This is a genomic window from Amycolatopsis sp. NPDC023774 (assembly GCF_040639695.1).
Taxonomy (GTDB): Bacteria; Actinomycetota; Actinomycetes; order Mycobacteriales; family Pseudonocardiaceae; genus Amycolatopsis.
The window spans coordinates 1-26,262 of record NZ_JBFAAJ010000053.1; the positions used below are offsets into that span (position 1 = coordinate 1).

Below are 26,262 nucleotides of genomic sequence, written 5' to 3' on the forward strand. Positions count from 1 at the left end.
CCCGCTCACGCAGCTCGTCGCTGTACTTCTTCGGTGCCGCCATGCTCCGCATCCTCCATGGGATCAGAGCCTGCACCAGACCCGGGGCGCATCACTTCAACGAGCGTTTCGGCCCGTTCGAGTTGCTGCCGGTTCCGCAGGCCATGTTGGACAAGGTTGCGGTCGTGCCTGATGCGCAGGGTCGCGGGGTTGGCCGCCTGCTCGTCCGAGAGTTCGCGGCTGGCATGTCGTCGAGGGGATGCACACACGTTGCGCTGATGGTCGACCAGTCGACGCCGTGGGAGGGGCGCGTGAAGTTCTTCGCGTCGTGCGGCTTCCGATCGCTGATCGAGGGTAGCGACGATGACCTGCTCGGTGCTGAGATCACGGCGTTGCGCGGCGTCACGGCCCCTTGAGTTCGAGGCGCACCACTCTCGGATTGGAGCATACGTTCGAAGCAACGGTATCGTGTGCCCGCCGATGGAGGCGCGACCCGCAACAGTTAGTGCCGCGCCCCAGAAGGTTGGCGAGGTAATAGCCCATGGCCTGATCCGCTGGTCGCGCCTGGCAGGCTGCCCCGGTGGAGGTGGTGCCCGTGGCTCGTCAGCCCGAGGTGTTCGTGCACGAGTTAGAGCCCGAACAAGCACAACGCTTGGTGAAGATCACCAGGTCGACGCGGGACCGGGTTCGATTACGTCGCGCCGGGATCGTGCTCGCGTCGGTGCAGGGCCGGTCCGTCGGTGAGATCGCGATGATGTTCGCCGCGACCGAGAACTATGTGCGGGAGGTGATCCACGCGTTCAACGAGCAGGGGTTCGCGGCGTTGGACCCAAAATGGAACGGCGGCCGACCGGCTAAATTCGGTCCCGCCGCCCGTGAACTCCTCTGCCGCATCGCCCGCAGCGCTCCCTGCGAACTTGGGCAACCGTTCACCACCTGGAGCCTCACCAAACTGGTTGCTTACCTGCGCAAACACCACCGGCTGGCCGTCTCCGCCGAGACCGCGCGACGCATCCTGAACACAGCGGGCGTCAGCTGGCAGCGCACGAAAACGTGGAAGGCCAGCCGCGACCCGGACTTCGCCCTCAAGATGGCGCGCATCCTGGACCTCTACGACCATCCACCCGTCGACGGGCGGGTGCTTTGTGTCGACGAGTTCGGGCCGTTGAACCTGCAACCCCGGCCTGGTCACGGCTGGTTCCGCCGCGGCCAGCCAGCACGCCTGCGCGCCACCTACAACCGCCATGCCGGTATCCGGCAGATGTTCGCCGCACTGGATCTCGCGTCGGGCCAGGTGTTCTACCGGTTCCGTGACCGCAAACGCTGGCCGCAGTTCCTCGACTTCTGCAAACAACTCCGCCGCGGCTTCCCCACCGGGAAGCTCTATCTGATCTGCGACAACTACAAACCCCACGCCAAGGCCGAGGTCACCGGCTGGTGCACCGACCACGGGATCGAGCTGGTCTACACACCGAGCAACGCGTCCTGGCTGAACTGGGTCGAGTGCGAGTTCACCGCGCTGCGCTACTTCGCCCTCGATGGCAGTGACTACCCGAGCCACGCCGCCCAGGAAGCCGCCATCGCCGGCTATCTCCGGTGGCGCAACCGGCACTGCCACCCGAAGCGACACTTCGCCGTCGGCTCGAAGATCCGCCGCCCGAATCACCTACCCAACGTTGCGTGACGCGGCACTAGCTCTAAAACTGACTGAGGTTGTTGACAGTCTTGGGCTCCTGATCTAGGGAGGCCTATGGCTGAGCGAGTGTGGAGTGAGAAGGACCTGGTCAGGCGTGCGAACCGGCGTCTGGCCGTCCTCCGTCACGCCGAAGAAGCTAGTGGCAATGTCGCGGCCACTTGCCGGTATTACGGCATCAGCCGCACGGTGTTCTACCGGTGGAAACGCCGCTACGAGGACGAGGGCATCGACGGCCTGAAAGATCGCTCCAGCGCCCCACTGCACTGTCCGACGATCACTCATCCGCAGGTGGTAGAGAAGATCATCCACCTGCGGCAGCACTACCACTTCGGCCCGCTGAAGATCGAGATGTACCTGCGTCGCTACCACGACGTCGAGATCGCTGCGTCGACGATCTACCGCATCCTCAAACGCCTGGGCATGAACCGGTTACCCGCCTCACAGCGCTACCAGCGCCACCACAAGCGGTGGAAGCGCTACGAGAAACAACGCCCGGGCCACCAGCTGCAAATCGACGTCAAGTTTGTTGAACCGATCACCACCAGTACCGACCAGCGCAGGCGCAAGTTCTACCAGTGCACCGCGATCGACGACTGCACCCGCCTGCGCATCCTGCGGATCTATCCCCGCTCGGACCAGAAGACCGCGATCCAGTTCCTCGACTACGTACTGTCCCGGCTGCCGTTCCAGGTCGAGAAGATCCAAACCGACTACGGTGCGGAGTTCCAGACCGCTTTCCACTGGCACGTCCTGGACCAGGGCATCGGCCATGTCTACATCCGGCCCGCCACACCGCGGTTAAACGGCAAGGTGGAACGCTCCCACCGCATCGACGCCGAAGAGTTCTATCGCCTGCTCGATGGCGTCGTCCTCGGCGACCTCGGCGCCTTCAACGACAAACTCAAGGAATGGGAGGACTACTACAACTTTCACCGCCCTCACGGCGGCCTCGCCGGCCAGACCCCGTATGAGAGGCTGCTACAGAAGACCCAACCCCACGCCCAACCTGTCAACCACCAACGACAGCAGCACAACTAGCTGCTGATCTGGCGTGGTCGCCGCACAGGATCCGCGAGCTACTCGGCTCGCGTTGTGACCGTCCGATGCTGCACCTTGTGCCTTCGCGTCACCTCATAGGCATCCCAATCGATTGCGGTGCGGTCACGATCGTGACTGCGGCGTAGCGAGCAGCTAGCCACGCGCGATCTTCCGTCCGTCGCAGTGATCAGGAACGCCCCCGAGGCATAGCGGTGCTAGGGGAGCGGAGAGAGGGAGTATGGGTTTGCATATTTCGCGGATCGAGATCCGCAACTTCCGCAACTTCCGGCACCTCGTTCTCGCCGACTTTCCTTCTCACGCTGTGATCGTGGGAGAGAACGGGGCGGGAAAGTCAAACCTGCTCGAAGCGATCCGTCTGGTGATCGACCCCTCCTTGCCGGACTCGCGTCGCATGCTCCGCGACGAGGACATCTGGGAGGGACACCCGAAGGGCCTTGCCGGCGGCGCACAAGTGACAATCAAATTGGAGTTGCAGGGCTACGACGCCGACGACGACGCCAAGAGTGTCCTGTCCGGCGCCGCCGTGGACTACAGCCCTTACACTGCGCGGCTCACCTACCGTTTCGCTCCGCGCGCGGACGCCACGATGTCCAACTCCGCCCTACGGTCCACCGGCCGACCGCTGACCGCGCAAGATTATGAGTTCGTCGTGTTCGCAGGCGACAATGAGGCCAGCGATGTGCGAAGTATCCGGCGCGAAGTAGCTCTGCGTGTCTTGCCGGCGCTGCGCGACGCCGAGGGCGACCTGCGGAACTGGCGGCGTAGCCCGTTACGGGATCTTCTTGAGCGCTTGCCCTTGGACCAGGCCAACCTGGAGGCCACGGCAACAGCGATAGCCACCGCGGTCAACCAACTTACTCAGGACAAGAACGTCGCCAAGCTCGAGAACCACCTCGTGGACCGCCTCGGCGCGATGTTCGGGCCCCGATTGGCGGTGCAACCCACACTCGGCTTCGCTTCGTCCAAGCCAGATGAGTTGATCCGCGCCGTCCGCCTGTTTTTCGACGCCGCGCGTCGCAGGAGTATCTCTGATGTCAGCTTGGGAAGCGCCAACGTCATCTACCTCGGTCTGCTGCTGGAAGTCCTCAGTCAGCAGCGCGTGGACGAGCAGTTCGTCGCCACGTTAGTGGCGGTCGAAGAGCCTGAGGCACATCTTCACGTCAGCCTGCAACGTCACCTCTTTGGCTATCTGCTGCGGACCGGTCCTTCCCTCATACTCACGACGCACAGCCCGCATATCGCTGCGGTGACCCCCGTCCGGTCCTTTATCGTCCTGCGTGATACGAAAAACGGCACTGTCGGATCCACGACGGCGGCGCTACCCGTCACTGATGACGATGCGGCCGACCTGGAGCGCTACCTCGACGTGAGCCGGGCGGAAATTCTCTTCGGCTCCGCTGTCATTCTGGTCGAAGGACTAGCCGAGCTGTACATCTTGCCTGCCCTGGCTGTGGCTGCGGGTTTCGACCTTGACGCGTACGGAGTTGTCGTCGCGAGCGTCCACGGGACCGACTTCAAGCCTTACCGCGCCCTCCTCGGGTCGAAGGGGATCGAGACTCCGCATGTGATCGTCACAGACGGAGACGCCGCCCCCGACAAGCGGGGCCGCCGGGAAGCGGGCCTCAAACGGGGTGCGAACCTCCACTCCGATCAGGCGAAGACGACGGCGCTGTTGAGCCAGATTGGAAGCTTGCCTCAGGCTGAGGCGGCCGACTACCAGCAGTCTCGCGGTCTCCTCACAACCGAGCTGGCGGGCGTTGGTGTGTACGTCGGCGGTCAGACGCTCGAAACCGATCTGTGCCCGCTGTTCGGTGATGAGATCGTGAAGGCCTTCCAGGAGCTAAGCACCAACGCTGCCGCCCTCGAGGAAGTGCGTCGTGGTGTCAGCGACGCGCGGAAGGCGACAGCTGATGCCGACGCACGGAAGGCCATGTTGAAGCGCATCTCCGAACTGGGCAAGGGACGTTTCGCGCAGAGGCTCGCCGCGCACATCGAGCGTATCGATGTCGCCGCCCGGATTCGTGCCGCGGCAGGCACCGCTGGTGATGCCAGACCGATAGACGCCAATGCCTTGCGCGCCTCGGGCGCTGCTGCCTACCTGCTGCTGGCGCTGGACCACATATCCCGTGTGGTTCGCGAAACGGGACTGTACGCCACCGGATCGCGTGTTTCCGACAACGTCGGCGGCTGATCATGTTGATCAGCGACCCTTTGCTTGCCGAGCTTGACCGTCTGCACCCCAAACAGCGTGCTGCCGTCCTGAGCCCCGGCAACGTTGTTCTGCGAGCTGGGCCGGGCAGTGGGAAGACCCGCACGCTCGTAGCACGTATTGCCTACGTGCTGCAGACACAGATCTCCGCCTTCCGTGGCGTCGCCTGTATTACCTACACCAACGTGGCGGCCGATGAAATTCGCCAGCGCGTTCTGCGCAGCGGCGTGCACGCAGAGGGACGGATCAGGTGCTCCACCGTTCACGGTTTCTGCCTGAATGAGATTCTGCGCGCCTTCCCGCTGCTCACCGGACAACCGGCACCTCAGGCAGGACAAGTCCTCAATGGCACAGCAACCAGGCTGCTCCTTCAGGACTGCTTCGATCACGTCGGCATCAGTGAAATGCCCGCCCGAGAACGGATGAACGAGAACACTCTGGTTCGCCGCGCGCTCGCCTGCGGCGAACCACTGACCTCGTTCGACTCGCGAGAGGTACAGGCAGCTCGCCTCTACGAGGCGCAGCTCGTGGTCCGGGGACAGATCGACTTCGAAGCTATGGTGGCGCGAGCCCTGGCCACCGTCCGCGAGAACGAACCTGTCCGGGATCTGTTGCGCGCTCGCTTCCCTCACCTCATCGTGGATGAATACCAGGATCTCGGCGGAGTCCTTCACGAACTGGTCCTGGCGTTGCGTGACTTGGCGGGCATCACCGTCTTCGCCGTCGGAGACACGGACCAGTCCGTGTATGCCTTCGCCGGCGCCGATGCAAAGTACCTGACTGCCTTGGCCGCTCGGGACGACTTCGACGACATCGAACTCGAAGTCAACTATCGCAGCGGACAGCAGATCATCACTGTCGCCGAAGCTGCCCTCAGCACGCCTCGGAGACGACGCGCTCGCGAGGGGGCACCTCCCGGAATCGTCAAACTCGACCAGGTCGCAGGAGGGCTCGACGATCACGCGAGTCTGGCTTGCGACTACGCGCAGCAGGCGCTGCAGAAACAGGTCGCCCCCGAACGGATCGCTGTTCTCTATCCCCAGCGTGGCCCTCTGCTGGAAGCTCTGCAAGGCGAACTGACCCGCCGCCAGATGACCTACCTGCATGAACGTGACGACAAGCTGCCGCCGGGGAGCCTGTCACGCTTCATCCAGCGCTGTGCCAGTCGCGCCGTCGCGAACTATCAGATCCACGCTGCGGCCGACGCCGCGCAACGCCGGGACATGTTGCGCCGGACGGACGCGCCGTCGATCGCTACCCTCGCTCGTTCGCTTACCACGCTGCGTACCGAGGCAAACGTCCCTCGAAGCACGTCTCGGCTGCTCCTGCCGAGGTCGCTGCAGGGGTGCCTCGATCCGCAGCCGGCGTACCCGGCTGACGCGCCGGCCTCCGAGTGGGTGCAGCGGTTGCGGAGCGATTTGGCCCTCGATGAAGTCGCCGGAGCTCATCCTGAGCAAGACAACGGCACGAGTCTTGGCGATCTCGTGGACCTATGTCAGTCGAAGAATCTTCTACTGCAGGACCTTGCACAGGGTGTGCAGGTGATTGGCAAGATCCTCCTCACCACGTACCACTCTGCCAAGGGGCGCGAGTTCGACACGGTGATCCTGCCGGGACTGCTTCAGGGGATCATTCCGCACAGCGTGCGCAGCGCGGGCGGCTGGCGAAGCCCCAACGCGAAGGAACTGGACGAGCAGCGGAGAACCTTCTACGTTGCCTTGACTCGCGCCGAGATGGGGCTACACCTGATCACCGGTCCGGGGTATCAGACCAGGAACGGCTACTGGCGAAATGAAGGACCTTCGGAGTTCCTCCGTGAGATGGCGCGGCGCTTGTCGCCGCCTCCGAGCTCAACCTGAGTCCACCGCCTCGAGCGCAGGGCCGGGCGCTTCGCCGCCAAGTCGGCACGCCCGGACGGGGAGCGAGGACTGGACTTTGCAGCTGTAAATGGCGTCAGCCAAGACGGTCGTGCCCGTGGCTGCGAGCGTTCCACGGATGCGGAAGGTCACCGTGGAGGCGCCGAAGCCGCAGTTGGCGTGCGTGTGCGTGCCAGCCGGCCTCGGTGCGCAGGCGCGGGAGGTCGGCAAGCCCATCAACTCGGCGAACTACGCGACCCGCCAATAAGGTCCGGCCCGCAGACGGGGGTAATCATTCAAATTGCGGCTGAAGGCGACAGCCGCACGTTAGAGCAGACCGACGACGGCCAACGCCTTTGACATGTCTTCGGGCTGGTGTAGCACATGCCCGTGTTCAAGGCTCTTCAACTGCACACCGCCCTTGGGGACGAGATCGGCGTGGTAGGTCGACCATGCGCGGCAAACCGGGCAAACCTCGCCCGTCAGGAACGGGCGTAGCAGGTGCAGCTCATGTGTGGGGTCCCGCAGGTAGAGACTGCCGGGTTCCAGGTCGTGTCTCGACGAAGTGACAGCCTTGGTCGGCACAATGGGATGGTCCCCCGTTAGCTCGCGGTAGCGGACGTCGGCCGTTCTGGCGAGGCTGTCCCAGCGGGTCTCGGTGACGTGCCAGAGCGGGAAGTCGGTAAGAAACCGGGAACGTTCGACGAGCAGGGTCAAATCGGCGAAAGCTTCTGCGACCGCGCGCGGGAGATCTATGGGATCAAGACGACGGAGGTGGGCATCGTCGTTGCGGCGGTCGCTCAACCGCTGGCGTGCGTCGGCGGCCTCTTTGTCGGCGAGCAGGGAACGGATGCTGTGGATGGGATGCTGATGTGGCAGTTCGCGGAGTTTGCGGCTTGTGGCTGCCTCCTGCATCACGGCCGCCCAGTCACCGAAGCCCGGGCCGCTGCGTCCACTGGTGAGTTTCTCCTTAATCGCCGCGGTGGAGCCCAGCGGGATCCCGGCTTCCCAGGCGAGCGCCAGAGTGAGCAGTGCCATGTAGCAGAGCAAGATTTCGGCGGTGTCCAGCACGGCGTTGTAGGCCGCCCGTTGGTCGCCGGCGCTCATACGAGCTTCGGTTTCACGCCATCGGTAGGCGATGGGGAGGGGGAAGCGTGTGCGCACGGTGTGCCCGAGGTTGTCGAGCAGTGCTGCGGCCTCCACGCGCAATCGCAACCCACGGCCCTGGTCGATGATCCTGTTCCGGGCTTGAACCGCTGTTTTGTACGTGAACGCGGATTCCAGAAGTGTTTCTGCTTCTTTGGCCCAGGTCTCAAGGTGGTGGCGGGCGGCATCAAGATCGTCGAGAGCCGTGGTCAGGGCTTCGTCCGGCTGCGGTACGGGTAGTTCTTGTAGCCGCTTCAACGTGATGTGAAGGCCGGACCTGCCGACCAGTCGGTCGGCTAGCGGGGTACGCAGGAACTGGACGGTCAGTCTGATCTGCTGCGGCGTGATGGCAGTACGAGGGCGTAGGGCGATTGTCGTGTGGGCGGGCGCGGCGGGGAGGTCTTGCTTGGTTATCTCGGCAACGATCAGACCTGGCGGGTCATGTGGTCCGTGGATCTCGCGGAGGAGAAGGTCGCCTGGTCGCAAGAGGTATTCGGGCGGCGCCTTGACCCAGTAGCTGTCGTCGGCGGGCAGCGCGATGGAGCCGTCGCGCCGTACGTCACGGCCTCCTAGGAGCCGGATGGCGTCGGGCTGCTCTTCGGAGCTGATCCAGTGCGAGTCTGCCGCCAAGTGGATGCGAGGGACGGTCTCGTACAGCTCACCCAGCGCGGTGAGGCTGCCGAAGCCTGCCAGTTCGGATTGCTGCGATACGACGTCCGGATGGTGACGGTCGAAGTCGAGGCTCTCTATAGCAGGCGGGACGTCACGGATGACGTAGCCGTACTGGGTACTGCCTCCTCCGCGCTTGAGCAGGAGCTGGAAGTCCTTCTCGGCAGACGGGTGGTCTCCGCGCGGCGCCCGAAAGATCTTCAGCGGAGGCCGGTGTTCCTGCTTGACCTTCAGGAAGCAGGCAGCCACGACGAAAGACGGATGGATCTGAGGAATCGCACCCGTGCTGTAGATGACGGCCAGGATGTCCCAGTGCTCGGCCAGCGTCCTGCGCAGCTCTGCTGCTCGCGGCGATTCCGAAACCCAAAGTTCGGCAGGGGTCAGGACCGCCATGCCGCTGGTGGCGTCTGCGGGACGGCATGCACGAAGAACATCGTCGTACACGTAAAGGGACACATCCCGACGCGACTTCCGGGCGCCGGTGCGGCGTTGCCAGGGCGGTATGAGGAGAAGCGGTCCCTGCCTCAGGAGGCGTACAACGCCCGACCTGAGGTCCTGCCAGGACGGTTCCAGAACCGAGCTCCACTCCGAGGGCAGTTCGAAGAAGGGCTGGCCTTCTTCCGAGCTGGTGGTCAGCACTGTCACAGGGCCGGGCGCCAGTTGCGCGAACGCCATCTTAAGGATCCGCTCGAACGACGGGCTGAGCGATCCGTACCCCTCGGGCATCCTGCCCTCCCTTCGGCCCTCGGCCCTAGACTCTCGACAGACGCTCTGGCGATCACGCTTCCCGCGTGTACGAGCGGTGATCTTACCGTCAGGTGGAGGCTCGATGGCGGTACTGGAGACGTAGAGGTGAGACCGGCAGGCGCCGGCGGTGGCTGGAGGACAGTCACCGTCGTGGCGGCTGGGCCCGTCGGGGCGCGGACTGGAGGCTGCCGCCCCGTCTTGGAGGGACCTGGCGGGCCGGGTGCGAGTTGTAGCAGCGTTGCTGGCTGTGTTGGCGGGCGGGCCACCAGGCCAGCCGGTGCTCAGAGCCAGGTGCTGGGCGCGGAAGTTCGGCGGCTGTGCAGCAATGACTACGCCACCCTGATGAGATGACCGACGGCAAACATGCTCGCGGTCGCGTTAGACATGATGTGTTTGCCAGCAGAAACGCGCTTAGTCAGCGCAGCGTGAGCGTTGTGGTTAGCGAGCAAGATCGTCCTCGGACACGTAGGCGTCTCCCTGACCAGGAGTTTTATCTGCGAGTTGTAGCTTGTGGTCAGAAGATGCCCTGCTCAGCGACGTGGGGGTTCAAGACCCTTACGGGCACGCGCGTTAGCCACATAGCCGGAGCTGTCAACCTCGGGCGAGAAATGCGCGACCGCCTGCCAGCAGGTCGGGGCAGAATCGATGAGTTTGAGCGCGATTGCCAACCCTGCACCTTGTGAACCCGGATCCTTGGTGACGTTTGTGCGGGCCGCACGGTGGCGAAGGCCAGCTCGATCGTGGATCCAGTGCTCGGCCGGATTATCGTAGAAACCCAGCTTGCCTTCGCCGACAGCCAGCCTCGGCACAGCAGGTCGCCGAGGTGAACCACTGGCGTCTGCTCGTTTCAGGGTCGACGCGCCTGTCGGTGACTCCCGGCAGGGTCATTTCCATCGAGCCGACGCGGGTCAGCACCTCATCGGGGGCAGCCGTTATGCACGACCAGGCGATGGCCGTGCTCGTCGCGCTGCTCGGTGAACGTGGCGATGGAGGCGTCAACCTCCGCCTCGAGTGCCTTGGCCAGCAGCCGGCGGGCGTGCTCGCGGACGCTCTGGTCGATCAACGACGCTTCGCCCGTTGCTGGGCGGTCGTTGTCATCGGATGCGGGCCCGGGGACGACGGTCAGTACGGGCTCGCCCTGCCAACCGACGCGCCAACCTCGGCTTGTTGAGACTTCTCTCGATCACCGGGAAGGTACATACCTCCGCCGGCCGATCGACCGGCCGCACACGGTCGCGTCAACGGCAGGGTGAGCTTCCCCCCGAACCGTGGAGTGCTCCTCTATGCGGCTCGGTTGGCCGCAGTGGTCTCGTAGTCGATCGGGGACTGCATGTCACAGGAACTGTGGCGACGTCGTCGATTGTAGAATTCAACGACCCATTCAACAATAGCCTGTTGTGCTTCTTTTCGGGTTTTGAACTGATGGCGAGATAGCACTTCGTGTTCCAAGGTTGAGAAGAACGACTCAGCCGCGGCGTTGTCGAAACATGACCCGGTCCTGCCCATCGACTGTCGGATACCGAGCTTGTTGCAGAGCACAGTGAAATCGTGCGCGGTGTAAGTAGAACCGCGGTCGGAGTGGAAGATCACACCGGCCACCCGTTCTCTTCCGCCGCGGGCGGCGACGGCCATTTTGATGGTCTCACCTGCGAGTTCAGCGTCCGGATGGACGCTGGTGGCGTAGCCGAGCAGCCGGCGGGAGAACAGATCGATCGCCGTCGACAGGTAGAGCTTGCCCTCGTCGGTCGGGATTTCGGTCATATCGCCGACCCACTTCGTGTTCGGTGTCGGCGCGGTGAAGTCCCGTTTCACCAGATCCGGGAACGGCACCGCCCGCTTGTCCGGCCGAGTCAGATTCTTCCGCCGCTTCTTCGTTCGGGCGACCAAGCCTTGGCGGGCCATCGAGTTCGCCACCGTCTTCTCACTCACCACCCACCCCGCAGCGCGTAAATCAGCGTGAACACGCGGTGAGCCATGCAAACCATGGGAGGCCTCGAACGCCTCCGCGACGGCCGCGTCAACCTCCGTCCGCCGCTGTTCGGCCAGCGTGGACGTCTGCTGGTGTCGACGAGAGTTCCACTTGTAGAACCACGATTCCGACACGGTCAGAGCCCGGCAAGCGACAGCGTGCGGCACGTCGTGAGTGGTCCTCTGGTCGGCGATGAACCCGGCCAGGCTCACCGCGTCGCCTCCTTCACCCACAGGACCACGGATCGCTTGAGGACATCGCGCTCCATCCGCAGCTCGGCGTTCTCCGCCCGAAGCCGGGCCAGTTCAGCCCGCTCGTCGCCGCTCAGGCCTTCACTCTCGCCACGATCGATCTTGTCCCGCTTGACCCAGTTGGCCAGAGTTCCGGCATGAATCCCCAGGTCAGCAGCTACTTGGGCGATCGGTTTGTTCGTCTCGCGGACGATCCGGACAGCTCCTTCACGGAACTCCCGGTCGAACTTCCGCCTCTTCTCGGGCATGACACATGATCCTCATAGTCCATGCCTCCACGATCTTGGGGGAAGCTCAGGGGGTCAGTGCAGTTTGGTCCAGGCTTCGTCGATCATGGCCGCGCAGACGGTGGGGTCGAGGTATTCCTTGGTGTCGTCGCCGAGGGGTTTGAGCTGGATGGTGAAGCCGGGATCCGTGCGCTGGCACAGGAAGACCGAGGTCTTGTCGGGGGTGAGTTTCTCGTCGAGCGGGGTCAGGTTGTTGCGCAGGACACAGGATACGTCGCCGACCTGGCGGAGTTCGTTGGTGGGTGCAGCGAGGCCGTTGTCCTTGTCCTCATAGGCGATCGCGAGCGCAGGAGCGTGGGTGCGGATCGCGGTAAGCGTGAACGAGTGCGAGAAGTCGACCGCGGTGTAGGTCTGTACCACCGCCGGCGCACCGTACGCGGCCGAAATGCGGGTGGTGTTCTCGCGGTCGTTGGTGGCGTTGCGCTGGGCGAACTGGCGGTGCGCGAAGTCGTCCTTGAGCTTCACAGGTTGCACGTCGGCCTTGTCCACGCCGCCGAGCGTGTCAGGCGCTTTGAGCGGTAGGCCGCTGACGATTCCGGAGTCGTGCGCGGTCAACAGCCACGGGACGCCGACGCCGATCGCGCCGATGGCAAGACCGATCGCGGCGGCGATCACGAGGGAAACCCGGCGTGAACGACCCTGCGGCGTCGCGACGGCGGGTACTTCCGTGAGTATCGGTACTTCGGCGGTCACGGGGTGATCCTTCGAGTCGATGGGCGATGTCGATCAGTGGATCGGCCGGCTGTCGATGTTCGTTACTGGTGCTTTGTGATGTCTTTCAGACGGTCTGGACCAAGTGGGGCATCCGCTGGTCCGTTCGGCGCACCCTCGTTGCTGCAGGTCAGGACTATATCGCCATGAATAGGACATAGTTCCGCGAAGTATGTCTGTTGTGGATCGTGATCACCCGATCGGCGGCTTTGCGGTGCCTTGGTGATCGTGGATTGTTCTTTTTACTTTTGGGTCGCGCGGGTCGGGGGACGCGCGCAGACCAGGCCGAGGGGGCCGTCTTTCGTGGAGTATCGAAGACTTTCGCGTGGGTTCAAGCTGCGCGTGTTCGGGTTGGTTGTGCTCGTGCTGGCGGGTGTGCTCGTGGTGGTGACCTCGAGTACGCCGTCGCGACCAGGGGTGACTCCGGTGGCGTCCGCGCCTGATGCCGGGGCGGCGTTCGCCGCGGCGAGGCTGCAGGGGATGCCGGTGGAGGTGGCAGACCAGACGACGGAAACCAAGCGGATTTTCGCCCAGCCCGATGGGCAGTTGAACGCCGAGTTGGCTTCGGCACCGGTTCGTGTGCGGCGCGGTGGCGGCTGGGTGCCGGTGAACACGACCTTGGCCAACTCCGCGGATGGAGCGGTGCGGCCTGGTGCCACTGTAGATGATCTGTCGTTCTCCGACGGCGGCGACGCACCGTTGGTGACCTTCGGCAGAGACGGTAAGAAGTTGTCGCTGTCGTGGCCGGCGAAGCTGCCCAAGCCGAAACTCGACGGGTCGACCGCGACGTACCCCGAGGTGTTCCCGGGCGTTGACTTGGTGATGCAGGCCACTGCGGGCGGGTACAACGAGCGGCTCGTGATCAAGAGCGCCGCCGCCGCCGAAAACCCGGCCCTCAAGTCCATCCCGTTTAAGCTTTCGGCCGATGGCCTCACCGTGACCAGTGACCAGTCGGGTCGGATCAAGGCGGTCGACGCGGCCGGCAACCTGGTTTTCGCGGCTCCCGCATCGACGATGTGGGACGCGCGAGGCCCTGAAGTGGCCAGCGCGCCGGTCGGGGTGACGGTGCAGGATTCGACGCTCCTGCTGCACCCTGCGGTCGCGATGCTCACCGACCCGGGAACACGATTCCCGGTGGTGGTTGACCCCGACATGCGGTCGTGGAACCAGTCGATGTGGGCGAAGGTGTTCAAGGGCAAGCCGACGAACTCTTACGTCAACGGGACGAACGACGGCGACGCGTGGGCCAAGGTGGGTTTCTGCGACTTTGCCGATTGCAACGGTATCGGTGTCGCGAGGACGTACTTCCAGTTCGACACGAGTTTCCTCTCGGGCAAGATCATCAACGACGTCAAGTTCGACACCACCGTGGTGTACGGCCCTAAGTGCAACATCACCAGCGCCCACCAGTTGTTCCTGGCCGGGTGGGGCCTGTCCTTCGACACGAACTGGAACAACATGCCCGCCGGCCACCAGGTTGGTCAGGATGCGCAAGTTCCGACCAACTACCCGGGCTGCGATGGCTTCAAGGGCGTCGGCTTCCAGCTGACCCCGGCAGACATTCGGGCGGGAACGACGACCAACTACTTCCTCCGAGCCGCGAACGAGTCAGATTCTGACGCCTGGCGAAAGTACGAAGTTCCGACGACGTTCCTCCGGGTCAAGTACAACACGCGCCCGAACCCGCCGTACGAGCTGAAGACCGATCCGCCGCTGCCGACCCCGTGCAAGTGGTGTGGCGGCATGCCCTATGTCGGCGATAGCTCGATCCGGCTGATGGGCCGCCTGTCGGACCCGGACGGCAACGACCAGCTGAAGGCGATCTGGGACATCTACGGTGGCCCGACTGTCGATCACCGCGAGCCTGACATCTACCAGGCCTCCGGAGCCTTCTCCAGCGCGACGGTCGACCTTTCGGCCCGAAACGACCAGTCGATTACCTGGTCCCTCACCGCGTTCGACACCGCTGATCGGGGGAACCCAAGCTCAGGCCCCGGGTTCAAGGTCGACGAGGTCGGAGTCGACAAGCCGCCTGTCGTGTCCGCGCCGGTGTATCGCGAGGACAACACCTGGCACGGCGGAGTCGGGGTATCTGACACGTTCACGTTCACCGCGAACGGCGTGCCGGACATCGACCACTACTTCTACGGCTGGAATGACGCGCCGTCGACAAAGGTCGATGCGGACGCGCTGGGCGGCAAGGCATCCGTGACGTTGACTCCGCCGGGGGACGGGCCGCGTGATCTGTTCGTGCAGAGCGTCGATCGCGCCGGCCATCGCAGTCCGATGAAGGCGTACCACTTCTATGTGAGAGCCGGGAACGGGCCTCTTGCCCAGTGGTCGTTCGACGGTTCCACCAAGGACTCCGCGACGCTCGGCTTCCGCGACGCCACGTTGCACGGCACACCGACCTACGTGCAGGGATCGATTGGGTCTGCCCTCAAGTTCAACGGCTCGAACGACTACGCGACGGCTCCGGTTTCAGCGAGCACGGCCGCCGGGTTCACGTTCGCGGGCTGGGTGAATCTCTCGGCGAAGACGCAGGGATGGGCGACGATGCTGAGCCAGAACGGTTCGGCGGCCACCATGGTCCGGCTCGGCTACACCGGTACCGGTACTGACAAGTGGGCGCTCGAGCTGCGGCCTTCGGACTCGGCATCAGCCGTGCCGACGACCGTGCTCTCGTCCGAGAAGGCGCAGGCAGGAGCGTGGACGCACCTCGCCGGGGTCTATGACGGCGCCGCGAAGAAGGTTCGGCTCTATGTCAACGGTGACCTCACCGGGACAGCTGACTGGACGTCACCGTGGCCGGCCAATGGGGAGTTCGCCCTGGGCCGGAGCACCCCGGCGGGCACCGGTGCTGACTATCTTCCGGGCGCCGTCGATGAGGTTCGCACCTATGACCGCGTTCTGTCCGACTCCGAGGTGAAGTCCATCGTCACGCTCGACAACGTGGCCGCGGGTTATTGGAACTTCGACGAGGCCGATGGCACCACGGCGCGCAACAGCGCGGCCGGGGGAGAGATGGCCGCGTTGCACACCGGAGCTGCGTTCACGCAGCAAGGTGCCGTCAACGGGGCGCTCACTCTGAACGGCACGCAAGGCTACGCATCGACCGCGGGTCCGGCGGTACGCACGGACCAGAGCTTCACCGTCAACGCGTGGGTGAAGCCGAACTCGATCAGTGACATGGCGGCGGTATCTCAAGACGGAGTGAACGCCAGCGGCCTGTACCTAAAGCAGATCGGCGGTAGCTGGGTCTTCGGTATGAACGCCGGCGACGCAGCAGGTGGCACAGCCTCTGAAGCGCGGTCGGCCGCGAACACTGTCCAACCGGGAGTATGGACGCACCTGTCCGGTGTGTACAGCAGTGCCGCGAAGACGCTCACGTTGTACGTGAACGGCGTCCAGGCCGGGGCGGCGACGGCGCCGGCCACACCGTGGATGGCGAACGGGCCGTTCGTGGTCGGACGTGGGCAGTACGGCGGACCGACCGGCTTCTGGGCCGGCGCGGTCGACGAGGTCCGTGCCTACAGCCGGCCTCTCGGCGCTTCCGAGATCCAGGGCATCGTGGCGCAGAACAACGTCCCGGCGGCTGCGTGGACGCTTGACGGCGATGCGAAGGACAGCTCGAGCCGCGGCCTCAACGGCACGGTCAATGGAGAGGTCGACTGGGCGCCGGGGCAGAACATCAACCCCGACCCCAAGGACCTCGCGGCGAACTTCACCGGCGCGGACGGCGCAGTGAGCGCCCCTCCGGCGGTCGACACGACGAAGAGTTTCTCCGTGACAAGCTGGGTGAAGCTGGGTACCAAGACAACCACAACGGGAACGGTGGCCAGCCAGAGCGGCTCCCGGGCCTCATCGTTCATCCTCGGCTACACCGGCAGCTCGATGGATCGGTGGATGTTCGCCATCAGCTCGGCCGACCAAGACGGGTCGTCCGCCGTGCTGGTCCAGTCCGACCAACCGGTGCAGACCGGGGTGTGGACGCACCTTGCGGCGAGCTACAACGCCGCGACCAAGGAGATGCTGCTCTACGTCAACGGGAGCCTTGCGGGCTCGACCACGACGAACGCTGTGTGGAACTCCTCTGGAGAGTTCGACATCGGCCGAGGCAAGGACAGGGGAGCGTGGACGAGCCAGCTCACGGGGGCTGTCGATGACGTGAAGGTCTATCCCCGTGCCCTGTTCAGCGACGAGGTCCGCACTATGGCGGGCAGGGAGCTGAACCTGGTCCACAACTGGCAGCTCGACGAGTCCAGCGGCATGAACGTGGCGGACTCGACGGGAGCGCGGCCGGGCTCGCTCACTGCCGGTGCGCACCTGGTGCCGGGCCGGGTCGGCAACGCCGTGTCGTTCGACGGTGCGAGTGGCGCCGTCTCCACAAGCGGCGTCGAGCTCCGCAGCGATGACAGCTTCACCGTTTCGGCGTGGGTGTACCTCGATCGCAAGAGTGACATCACGTCGAAGTTCACCGCGGTGAGCCTGGATGGTGTCCACACGAGCAAGTTCCGTCTCGGGCACGTCGCCGATGACATGTCGGCGTTCTGCTTCGACGGGATGTCGGATGATCCGAACGCTTGCGGGAAGTGGGTGTTCGAGATGGCGGGCTCCGATGTGGACAGCCCCGTGATCGCCAAGGCGGCAGTCTCCACGTTGCCCGCGGAAATCAATACGTGGGCTTTCCTGACCGGTGTCTACGACAAGCAGACCGGCAAGACGTGGCTCTACGTCAACGGCAAGCGCGTGGGCGACGGCACGCTCGACACGGCGTGGGAGGCGAGCGGAGGTGCCGCGCTCGGCCGGGGCAAGGTCGCCGGCGCGCCGGCGCAGTACTGGCCCGGCCGCGTGGACGACGTGCGGTTGTACTCGGGCGCGCTGGACAAGGACCGGATTTTCTCCCTCTACGCGGCCTACCCGGCGCTGGATGAGACTGTTCCGGATCTGCCTGTGGCCGACACCGCCTACTGGAAGTTCGACGAGAACACCGGTACCGCGGTGTCCGACTCGAGCGGCGGTGGGCACAACGCCACGATGAAGGGTGGAGCGTCGTGGTTCGGCGGCCGCTCCGGTGCGGCCGAATGGCTCGATGGCACGTCGGGCTACGCCGAGTCCACGGGCGCGGTGCTGGACACGACCAAGAGTTTCTCGGCGACAGCTTGGGTGGTCCTCACCAAGACCGATACCGGCAACTACGTTGTCCTGGGTCAGGACGGTAGCCGCGCCAGTGTGTTCCAGCTGCGCTACAGCGGTGATACCGGCAAATGGAGTGTGGTGGTCCCGCAGGCGGACCAGGACAACGCTCTGGTCACCACGATTGCCTCGAACGTTAGTGTCACTCCCAGCGAATGGACTCACCTCGGAGTCGTGTACGACGCCGCAGCACATGAGGTGAAGCTCTACGTCAACGGCGCGCTGACGACGGTCGAGGTCGGTATCACGGTCGGCGCGTCGAACGGTCCGTTCACGATCGGCCGCGGTAAGTGGAACGGCCAGAACACCGGCTTCTTCGCCCAGGGCATCGACGACGTCCGTGTCTTCGGCAAGGCACTGAGTGACGGTGAAATCCGTCGAGTGGTCGCGGACGTCTCGGAGGCGGACGCGGGCCAGTGGCACTTCGACAACGGCACCGCCCGCGACTACTCCTGGCGCCACAACGACGCCACCTTGTCCGGCGGTGCGTCGATCGTGGCCGGTGGTGTCATGGGCAACGCGCTGCAGCTCGACGGCACTGCCGGAGTCGCGACCACATCCGACGGGGGAGTGCCGATGGCGCGCAGCTTCACCGTCTCCGCGTGGGCGAAGCTGTCGCGGGCTGACAAGGTCGCCACGGTCGTGAGCCAGGACGGCACCCGGATGAGCGGGTTCGTCCTGCAGTACCGGCCGCAGCTCAACCGCTGGGTCTTCGGTGCGGCGACGCAGGACAAGGACGCAGCGCCGCTCAACTACACGGCGTCGTTCCAGGTGCCCGAGGTGAACCGCTGGACTGCGCTGACCGGTGTTTACGACGCCGGTGCGGCTCAGTTCCGGCTGTACGTCGACGGGCAGCTCGGCGGGGTGCAGAACAACGTCGCTCCGTGGCCGGCGACTCGCGGCCTGGCGATCGGACGCGATCTGGTCAACGGCAGCCCGGCCGAGTTCTTCCCCGGCATGATCGACGAGGTCTCGACCCACTATGACGTGATGTCCGAGGACGCCATTCAGCGGCGGGCCAGCTGGCCGGCTCCGGTGACTGGTGAGCTTGGGCGGTACGCCGATGGAGCGGGCCGGCGGGGGACCTACGCGACATCCGAGCCGGCTCCGGGCGGGTACCACTTCGACCAGAGCCTCGGCATGCTGGTCGACGGCAGCCAGCCGAATACCCGCACGTTGTACTCGTGCTACCTGGGGGCCGACGCGTTCACCTCGCCTGACCCGGCATGCGAGGGCCAGACGGTGGCCGGGCCGATCGGGTCGGTGTATACGGTTCAGCCGACGAACATCGCGACGGTCGCGGTCTACCGGTGCAACAACGGTCCGGATCACTTCGAGTCGCTCGACGCCGCGTGCGAAGGTGCGACGGGGGAGGGGATCCTCGGCTATACGCTCGCCTATGCGCCCCTGCTCCGCTACAACAGCAGTACGACGGACGACCATTTCACCACGGCGGAGGGCGTGCGGCCGGGGTACATCCTCGAGGGGCAGCACGGGTTCGTGGCGCTGAATTCGCCGTCCGGCACTCAGGCGATCACCAGCTGTGTGACGGACACGGATCAGTTCGTGTCGACCGATGCTCTCTGCGATGGCAACACGGTGATCGGTGCGACGGGTCGGTTGTGGACCGCGGCCCCGACCGGCGTTGCGGCGAACCCGATCTACCGCTGCGTCAGTCCGGCGGGGGAGTCGATGATCAGCACAGTGGCCACCTGTGAGGGCTGGACTGTCGACAAGCTGCTCGGTTATGCGCTGGACAGGGTGCCGGACGTCGCGCCGTCGTTCCCGGCCGGCGCCCGCTCGGCCTCAGCATTGATCCTTCCGGACAAGTCGACCTCGACCCCGGCGAGGACAGCCGTTTCGCCCGGTTGATCCCTTCCGAACCGACAACGGCGATGGGTGGTGTCGGGCCACCGTCAGCACCCATCGCCGCCTCGCCCCGCGTTTTCAGGACCCTGTCCTGTCCAGCCTGGAGGAACCATGCGCACGTCGCCGACGCACCGCGGTCGTCGCGGTCTGATCACGGCGCTCGTCTGCTCCCTGGTGTTGACCGCCGTCAGCACGAACAGCGTCGCCAGCGCGGCCGGCGGCCCGAGCGTGCCGCTGCCTGACTACCCGTCGACAGCGGTGACGCAGCAGACCATGACGCCACGGTCGGCCGACCCAGCGTCTCTCGCGGCCCTCACCGGTGACCAGAAGGCTCCCGATGGGTCCACGGCTCCGGACGGCGCGGGAGACACGCGGGCCACCTCGCTCAGCCCGTCGGCAACGTGGGACGTGACCGGGCAGACCGGCGACTTCAGCTGGTCGTACCCGCTCGACGTGCCGCCGGTTCCGGGGGATCTGACTCCGAGTCTGGCGCTTTCGTATTCGTCGTCCTCGGTTGACGGGCACACCAGCGCCACGAACAACCAGGCCTCGTGGATCGGTGACGGTTGGGACCTTGCCCCGGGGTTCGTGGAGCGCACCTACGGCTCGTGCCAGGAGGACAAGGAAGGCGGCACCACCCCGCCCAAGGTCGGTGACCTGTGCTGGAAGTCCGACAACGCGACCGCTGCGTACAACGGCTCCGGCGGCATGCTGATCCACGACACCACGAAGAACGTCTGGCGGCAGCGCAGTGACAGCGGGGCCCGCATCGAGCACGTGACCGGTTCGGGCAACGGCGCTCAGAACGGCGAGTCCTGGAAGATCACGACGGTCGACGGCACCCAGTACTTCTTCGGTTCGACCGCCTCAGCGAACTCGACGTGGACCGCTCCCGTGTACGGCGACGACGCGGGCGAGCCCTGCCACGCGGCGAACAACGTTTTCGAGGACTCTTCGTGCGTCCAGGGCTATCGCTGGAACCTCGACAAGGTCATCGACCCGCATGGCAACGAAATCCTCTACACCTACGACGTCGAGACCAACAAGTACGGCCAGGACGGCAAGGACACTCCCGTCTCGTACGTCCGCGGCGGCACGCTGCGGGAGATCCAGTACGGACTGAACACCCACGTCGCCGCCCCTGCCGTCGGCAAGGTCGTCTTCACACCGGCGGACCGGTGTGTGCCGGGCAGTCTGTGCACGTTCGACAAGCCCGAGAACTGGCCGGACGTACCGCTGTCCGATCGATGTGACGCGGCCAGTTGCAAGGACCACCCCAGCCCGACGTTCTGGTCCACGAAGCGTCTCGCCAAGATCACCGCGCAGGTCCGGTCCGGATCCGGCTACGCCGACGTGACCAGCTGGTCTCTCGATCAGCAGTTCCCCGATCCCGGGGATGGCGAGAAGGCGGCGCTCTGGCTCAAGAGCATCACCCGTACCGGTCTTGTCGGGACCCCGATTTCTCTTCCTCCAGTCACCTTCGAAGGCAAGAAGCTCGCGAACCGGGTCGACAAGGCCGACGGCATCGGGCCGCTCAACCGCTACCGGCTCTCGGCGATCGTCTCCGAGTCGGGCGGCGTGACCACGGTCAACTACGCCGATCCGGACTGCACTGCGACGTCGTTGCCGGCGAATCCGGAAACCAACACCAAGCGCTGCTTCCCGGTCACCTGGGCGCCGAAGAGCTTCGCTGAGCGCACCGACTACTTCCAGAAGTACGTCGTCTCCTCGATCGTGCAGTCCGACCGGATCAGCTCGAGCACCGAGCAGCTCACGAGCTACGAGTACCCCGAAGGCGCGGCGTGGCACTACAGCACCTCGGAGTTCACCCCGGACGACAAGAAGAGCTGGGACGAGTTCCGCGGCTTCGGGAAGGTAATCGTCAGAACCGGGCGGCCTGACGACCCTGACGGCCCGCAGACCTACACCGAAACCCGGTACTTCCGGGGCATGAACGGGGACAAGCTCCCCAACAACGGCAAGCGGTCGATCTCGGTGGCTGACGACGAGAACGGCAGCTACGTCGACGAAGACTGGTTGCAGGGCTTCACGCTCGAGAGCATCACGAAAAACGGTGCCAACGGGGCTGTCGTCGGCAAGTCCATCACGGAGCCGAGCTGGCAAGGTCCGACCGCGACCCGGGCTGCCTACAACGCGTACATCGTGCACCCAGGCACTTCCCGGTCATTCACCGCTCTTGCCGCCGGTGGCTGGCGAACCACCAAAACGACGACGACGTACGACGCGAACGGCCTGCCCACGCAGGTGAACGACCTCGGGGACGTCAACGACGCCACCGATGACCGCTGCACGACCACGACCTATGCGCAGAACACCACGCTGTGGCTCCTGTCGTACCCATCGCGAGTCGAGAACACAGCTGTTGCCTGCGGAACTCCTCCGGTCTACCCGCGCGACGTCACCTCCGACACGCGGTCCACTTACGACAAGCTGACCTTCGGCGCCGCTCCCACCACCGGTGACGTCACAATGGCGGAGGACCTGGACGCCTACGACGCCGGAAATCCCGTGTACCGGACGGCGGCGAAGACCGAGCGCGATGTCTACGGCCGCACGACCAAGGTGATCGACGCAGCCGGCCACGAGGCCACCAGCACGTACACACCCGCCACCGGCGGACCTGTCACGCAGCTCGAAACGGCGAACACGCTCAAGCAGAAGACCACCACGGTCTTCGAGCCAGCGTGGGGCGCTGCCAAGACCACCACGGATGCCAACGCGCGCGTCACGGAGATCACCTACGACGCGCTCGGCCGCAACACCGAGGTGTGGCAGCCGAACCGACCTCGTGCGGACAATCCGCACGGAAGCCTGCGGTATTCCTACGACATCCGAAACGACGCGCCGAGTTCCGTGTCCACGACCCAGGTGAACGCCAACGGCAGGTTCACCACGTCGGCGACCATCTACGACAGCTTCTACCGGCCACGTCAGGTCCAGACACCGGCGCCCGGCGGCGGTCGGCTTCTGGTGGACACCCGCTACGACTCGCAGAACCGCGCGTACAAGACGACCCAGCCGTTCTTCAACGACCAGAACGTCGACACCAAACTCTGGGTCGCCAGTGACACCGACATCCCCGGCCTGACCTTGAGCCAGTTCGACGGGGCCGGCCGGCCGATCGCCTCCATTTACCAAGCGGGAGGCGCCGAGAAGTGGCGCAGCACGACCACGTACGGCGGTGACCGGACCAACGTGACCCCGCCGGCAGGTGGGGTCGCCACGACCACCATCACCGATGCACGCGGCCACACCACCGCGTTGCGGCAGTACCACGGCCCGCAGCCCACCGGCGACTACGACGAAACCACCTACAAGTACACGCCCGGCGACCAGCTCGCGTCGGTCACGGACTCGAGCGGTAACCACTGGGCTTACACCTACGACATCCACGGACAGCTGAAGCAGGCCGACGACCCCGACCGCGGCGCGACGACGTACACGTACAACCAGCTCGGTCAGCAAACCAGCACGACCGACGCCCGCAACGTCACCCTCGCCTACAGCTACGACGACCTGGGTCGGAAGACCGGCGAATACCAGGGCAGCACCACAGGTACGAAACTCGCCGAATGGGCCTACGACACCGCGTTCAAGGGCGTTGGCCAGGTGGCCAGCTCCACCCGCTGGATCAACGGCAACGCCTACACCGAGAAGGTCAACGCGTACTCGCCGCTCTACCAGCCAGCAATCCAGACGGTGACCATTCCGGCCGTCGAGGGACCGAAGCTCGCCGGCTCCTACCAGACGTTCCTGTCCTACAACCCCGACGGCAGCCTCGGCGGATCAAGCTTCCCCGCCACCGCGGACGCGACCGCCGAGAGCATGCTCTACGTCTACGACGACCTCGGCGACCCGCTCACCACGACCGGCGACGACGACTACGTCACGTCCTCCGACTACAGCCCCTACGGCGAGGTTCAACGTCTGCAGCTCGGTGAAGAAGGCCACCGTGCCTGGCTGACGTACCTCTACGACGATCACACCCGCCGTCTCGACCGCACTGTCGTTGACGCTGAAGTCCCCCACCCGATGCAGGCGGATACTCATTACGCCTACAACCCGGCCGGCAACATCACGTCAATCTCCGACACACCGCTCGACCAGCCTGCCGACAACCAGTGCTTCCGCTACGACTACCTCCAGCGCCTGACCGATGCGTGGACTCCGTCTGCCGGCGCTTGTGACAACGACCCAAGTACGGCTTCTTTGTCGGGCCCGGCTCCGTACTGGCAGTCCTTCACTTACGACAAGTCCGGCAACCGGCTCACCGACACCCAGCACACGGGTGCCGGCGACGTCACCCGCACGTATAACTACGCCGACCCGGGGGCCGCGAAGCCGCACCTGCTGAACTCGACCAGCACCCCCGGCAAGCCGGACGCTTCGTACACCTACGACCAGGTCGGCAACACCAAGACCCGCCCGGGCACGTCGGCAACACAGAATCTCGACTGGACGGTCGAAGGCCAGCTCGACTCCGTGACGGAAGGCACGACCAAAACCAGCTACACCTACGACGCCAACGGCAGCCGCCTTCTCCGCCACGACCCCACCGGCACCACTCTTTACCTCGGTGGGCAAGAGGTCCACGTCGACAACACCGGCCAGGCCTCCACGACCCGCTACTACAGCCACGGTGGCGCGACCGTCGCCGTCCGCGCCGCGGGTACGTTGACCTGGCTGGGGGGTGACCACCAGGGCACCAGCCAGGTGGCCATCAACTCGACCGACCTGAGCGTCACCCAACGCCGCCAAACCCCGTTCGGTACCCCTCGCGGCCCCGCTACCGATCTCCCTGGCGACCGCGGCTTCGTCGGCGGCACCGAAGACGCTTCGACAGGACTCACGCAGCTTGGTGCCCGCACGTACGACGCTTCTACCGGGCGTTTCGTCTCGCTGGACCCGGTTTTTGATGCCGTCAATCCCCAGCAAATCAACGGTTACTCCTATGCGAACAACAGTCCGATTACGCAGAGCGACCCGACAGGTCTGGACCCGTCGTATGGTGCTGGTTGCGACACTCGGGAGTGTCGAGACAAGATGTACGGGACATACGGACCGATCCCGGACAAGCCGCAGAATTCTGACCCGACGCGCGCAGCGGCCAACAACGCTGCCAAGGACCAGAAGCAACGTACGGCTTCTTGGGCGAAAGCGTGGGCACCCAAGACTTCCGAGCGTGACGACCTTATGTTCTGGTTTGATTCTGTTAGGCATCAGTCTGGGGGTGACTGGTGGAGAAACGAAATATCTGATCACGAGGGTATTTGTTTTGGGCGCACTGGTTGCGAAAAGGCGCGCGGCTACCTGATTACCCACGAGAATGACGTCGAAGGCGCAAAGATAATTGCAGCAACTTACTGTGTGGATAATTACGATAAGTGCCAAAGGGACTCGCGCATAGCCGGTTTTGGTGAAGAGTTGCTCAGTTTGGTTCCTTCGGTTGTTGGAGAGGGAGTTTCGCGCCCGAGAATAGAGATTCCTTCGGGGAGTGAAGCTGCAGCTGAGGTTGTGCAACGAGCCGCGGGTGCGACGTCAACGCCGATATATCGAGGCCTGTATCCAATGCACGTTAAATTCCACGATGCCGAGAACGGTATCGCTAGCCCTGGCGATGTAAATGGCCATGCTGACGTGTATGCGCACAACAATGACGACACGTGGGGAAGTAGGTTTACCTCATGGACGACTGACCGCGAGGTTGCGGAGGGTGCCTCTGGGAAGAGGGGTGTAATATTGGAAACAACGTTGGAGGAGATGCAGGCCAGAGGTGTCAATATTGTGGAATCGCCGGATCAATTTGGTGAGAATGAAATTCTCCTTGAAGGAAGGATTACAGGTTTGCGGGTGACAAGTCCGTGACATATCGGGAGGTTGACCGCTCGGAGGTTCTAGAATCACTTGGCGAAGGTGGGGACGATCCAATTTTGCGGACGTCTATCGCAGCGCTGCGGCTGTATGCGCGCCCGCGCTACACCATCGGTGGAACGCCGGCAAATGTTTTGCGTCAAGGACTCGAGGTGAAGTACCGACGGGCCATGAGTCGAGGAAAGGATCTGGTGGGTGATACGGAATTGCTACTGCGTTTACACGATCTGGGCAGTGAACCTGTTTCTGTAGTTTCAGCTACTCATGGAGTGGCTCATTATTTTGTGTATGTTTATCCATTAACTCTCAAGCCAGTCGGCGCGGTTATCATGTACGATTCTCCTGAAGTCATCTAATGATTGATTTTCATATAGTGGTCGATCTCGAAATTCAGTCAGCGGTTTCGGGGTCGTGCATGACTGAAGGAGGCCCCCTTTTTTTGGCTCTGTTGATTTATGTGTGGGTGCGGTCGGGTAGTTCGGGGCGGTAGCCGCCGAGGGCGAGGAGCGCGAGGGAGATCAGGGCGTCGGGGTGTTTGAATCCGAACGCGAGGCGTGTCAGCAGTCGGATCTTGGTGTTGGTCGACTCGATCAGTGCGTTGGACAGGCGGTGATCGAGGGTCGCGTGGATCGCCGGCAGTTCGGACTGAATGGTTCGTGCGAGTTTGACGAACTCCGGTATTCGGCACCCGCCTGGCCCAGGACAGCCATCGTTGCAAGGCGTCTT

General features: G+C 64.4%; 14 protein-coding genes and 1 pseudogene. 9 read left to right on the forward strand and 6 right to left on the reverse strand.

Annotation, left to right across the window (positions count from 1 at the left end; all coding sequences use genetic code 11):
• From AB0F91_RS44385 to AB0F91_RS44410, 6 genes are all read left to right on the forward strand, one after another.
• The coding region (locus AB0F91_RS44385; protein ID WP_360608058.1) for a GNAT family N-acetyltransferase at positions 1-395 on the forward strand (395 nt) is incomplete at its 5' end.
• 179 nt (positions 396-574) lie between these two features.
• The gene (locus AB0F91_RS44390; RefSeq protein ID WP_360608059.1) at positions 575-1,663 is read left to right on the forward strand and encodes an IS630 family transposase; all 1,089 of its coding nucleotides are present in this window, start codon (positions 575-577) and stop codon (positions 1,661-1,663) included.
• Positions 1,664-1,729: 66 nt separating this feature from the next.
• Positions 1,730-2,713, forward strand: a complete 984-nt coding sequence (locus AB0F91_RS44395) for an IS481 family transposase (protein ID WP_360608061.1) — start codon at positions 1,730-1,732, stop codon at positions 2,711-2,713.
• 238 nt (positions 2,714-2,951) lie between these two features.
• Positions 2,952-4,925: an AAA family ATPase gene (locus AB0F91_RS44400; protein ID WP_360608063.1), complete on the forward strand. Its 1,974-nt coding sequence runs from the start codon at positions 2,952-2,954 to the stop codon at positions 4,923-4,925.
• A 2-nt stretch (positions 4,926-4,927) separates the two neighbouring features.
• Positions 4,928-6,802, forward strand: coding sequence for an ATP-dependent helicase (locus AB0F91_RS44405; RefSeq protein WP_360608065.1), 1,875 nt, complete (start codon positions 4,928-4,930; stop codon positions 6,800-6,802).
• A 136-nt stretch (positions 6,803-6,938) separates the two neighbouring features.
• The gene (locus AB0F91_RS44410; protein WP_360608067.1) at positions 6,939-7,067 is read left to right on the forward strand and encodes a hypothetical protein; all 129 of its coding nucleotides are present in this window, start codon (positions 6,939-6,941) and stop codon (positions 7,065-7,067) included.
• Positions 7,068-7,126: 59 nt separating this feature from the next.
• Here the strand turns inward: AB0F91_RS44410 and AB0F91_RS44415 are convergent, their stop codons facing one another.
• The 5 genes from AB0F91_RS44415 to AB0F91_RS44435 form a co-directional block, all read right to left on the reverse strand.
• Positions 7,127-9,340 carry a hypothetical protein gene (locus tag AB0F91_RS44415; RefSeq protein ID WP_360608069.1) on the reverse strand — a complete coding sequence of 738 codons (2,214 nt, stop codon included), beginning with the start codon at positions 9,338-9,340 and terminating at the stop codon, positions 7,127-7,129.
• A 937-nt stretch (positions 9,341-10,277) separates the two neighbouring features.
• Positions 10,278-10,424, reverse strand: coding sequence for a hypothetical protein (locus AB0F91_RS44420; protein WP_360608071.1), 147 nt, complete (start codon positions 10,422-10,424; stop codon positions 10,278-10,280).
• Positions 10,425-10,642: 218 nt separating this feature from the next.
• Entirely contained in the window at positions 10,643-11,542 is a 900-nt protein-coding gene (locus tag AB0F91_RS44425; protein ID WP_360608073.1) for an IS3 family transposase, read from the reverse strand.
• Positions 11,539-11,829 (reverse strand): transposase, encoded by a 291-nt coding sequence (locus AB0F91_RS44430; protein ID WP_360608075.1) that lies wholly within the window; start codon positions 11,827-11,829, stop codon positions 11,539-11,541. The genes AB0F91_RS44425 and AB0F91_RS44430 overlap by 4 nt, the downstream gene beginning before the upstream one ends.
• A 54-nt stretch (positions 11,830-11,883) precedes the next feature.
• On the reverse strand, positions 11,884-12,483 hold the full coding sequence (locus AB0F91_RS44435) for a hypothetical protein (protein ID WP_360608077.1): 600 nt from the start codon (positions 12,481-12,483) through the stop codon (positions 11,884-11,886).
• A 399-nt stretch (positions 12,484-12,882) separates the two neighbouring features.
• Between AB0F91_RS44435 and AB0F91_RS44440 the strand changes: the two genes are divergently transcribed.
• The 3 genes from AB0F91_RS44440 (at position 12,883) to AB0F91_RS44450 (ending at position 25,892) form a co-directional block, all read left to right on the forward strand.
• Positions 12,883-19,647, forward strand: coding sequence for a LamG domain-containing protein (locus AB0F91_RS44440; RefSeq protein ID WP_360608079.1), 6,765 nt, complete (start codon positions 12,883-12,885; stop codon positions 19,645-19,647).
• Positions 19,648-19,755: 108 nt separating this feature from the next.
• Positions 19,756-25,530 (forward strand): RHS repeat-associated core domain-containing protein, encoded by a 5,775-nt coding sequence (locus tag AB0F91_RS44445; RefSeq protein ID WP_360608081.1) that lies wholly within the window; start codon positions 19,756-19,758, stop codon positions 25,528-25,530.
• Positions 25,527-25,892, forward strand: coding sequence for a hypothetical protein (locus AB0F91_RS44450; RefSeq protein ID WP_360608083.1), 366 nt, complete (start codon positions 25,527-25,529; stop codon positions 25,890-25,892). The genes AB0F91_RS44445 and AB0F91_RS44450 overlap by 4 nt, the downstream gene beginning before the upstream one ends.
• A gap of 97 nt (positions 25,893-25,989) precedes the next feature.
• Here AB0F91_RS44450 and AB0F91_RS44455 read toward each other — a convergent pair.
• A pseudogene (locus AB0F91_RS44455) lies at positions 25,990-26,262 on the reverse strand (transposase); the annotation flags it as partial.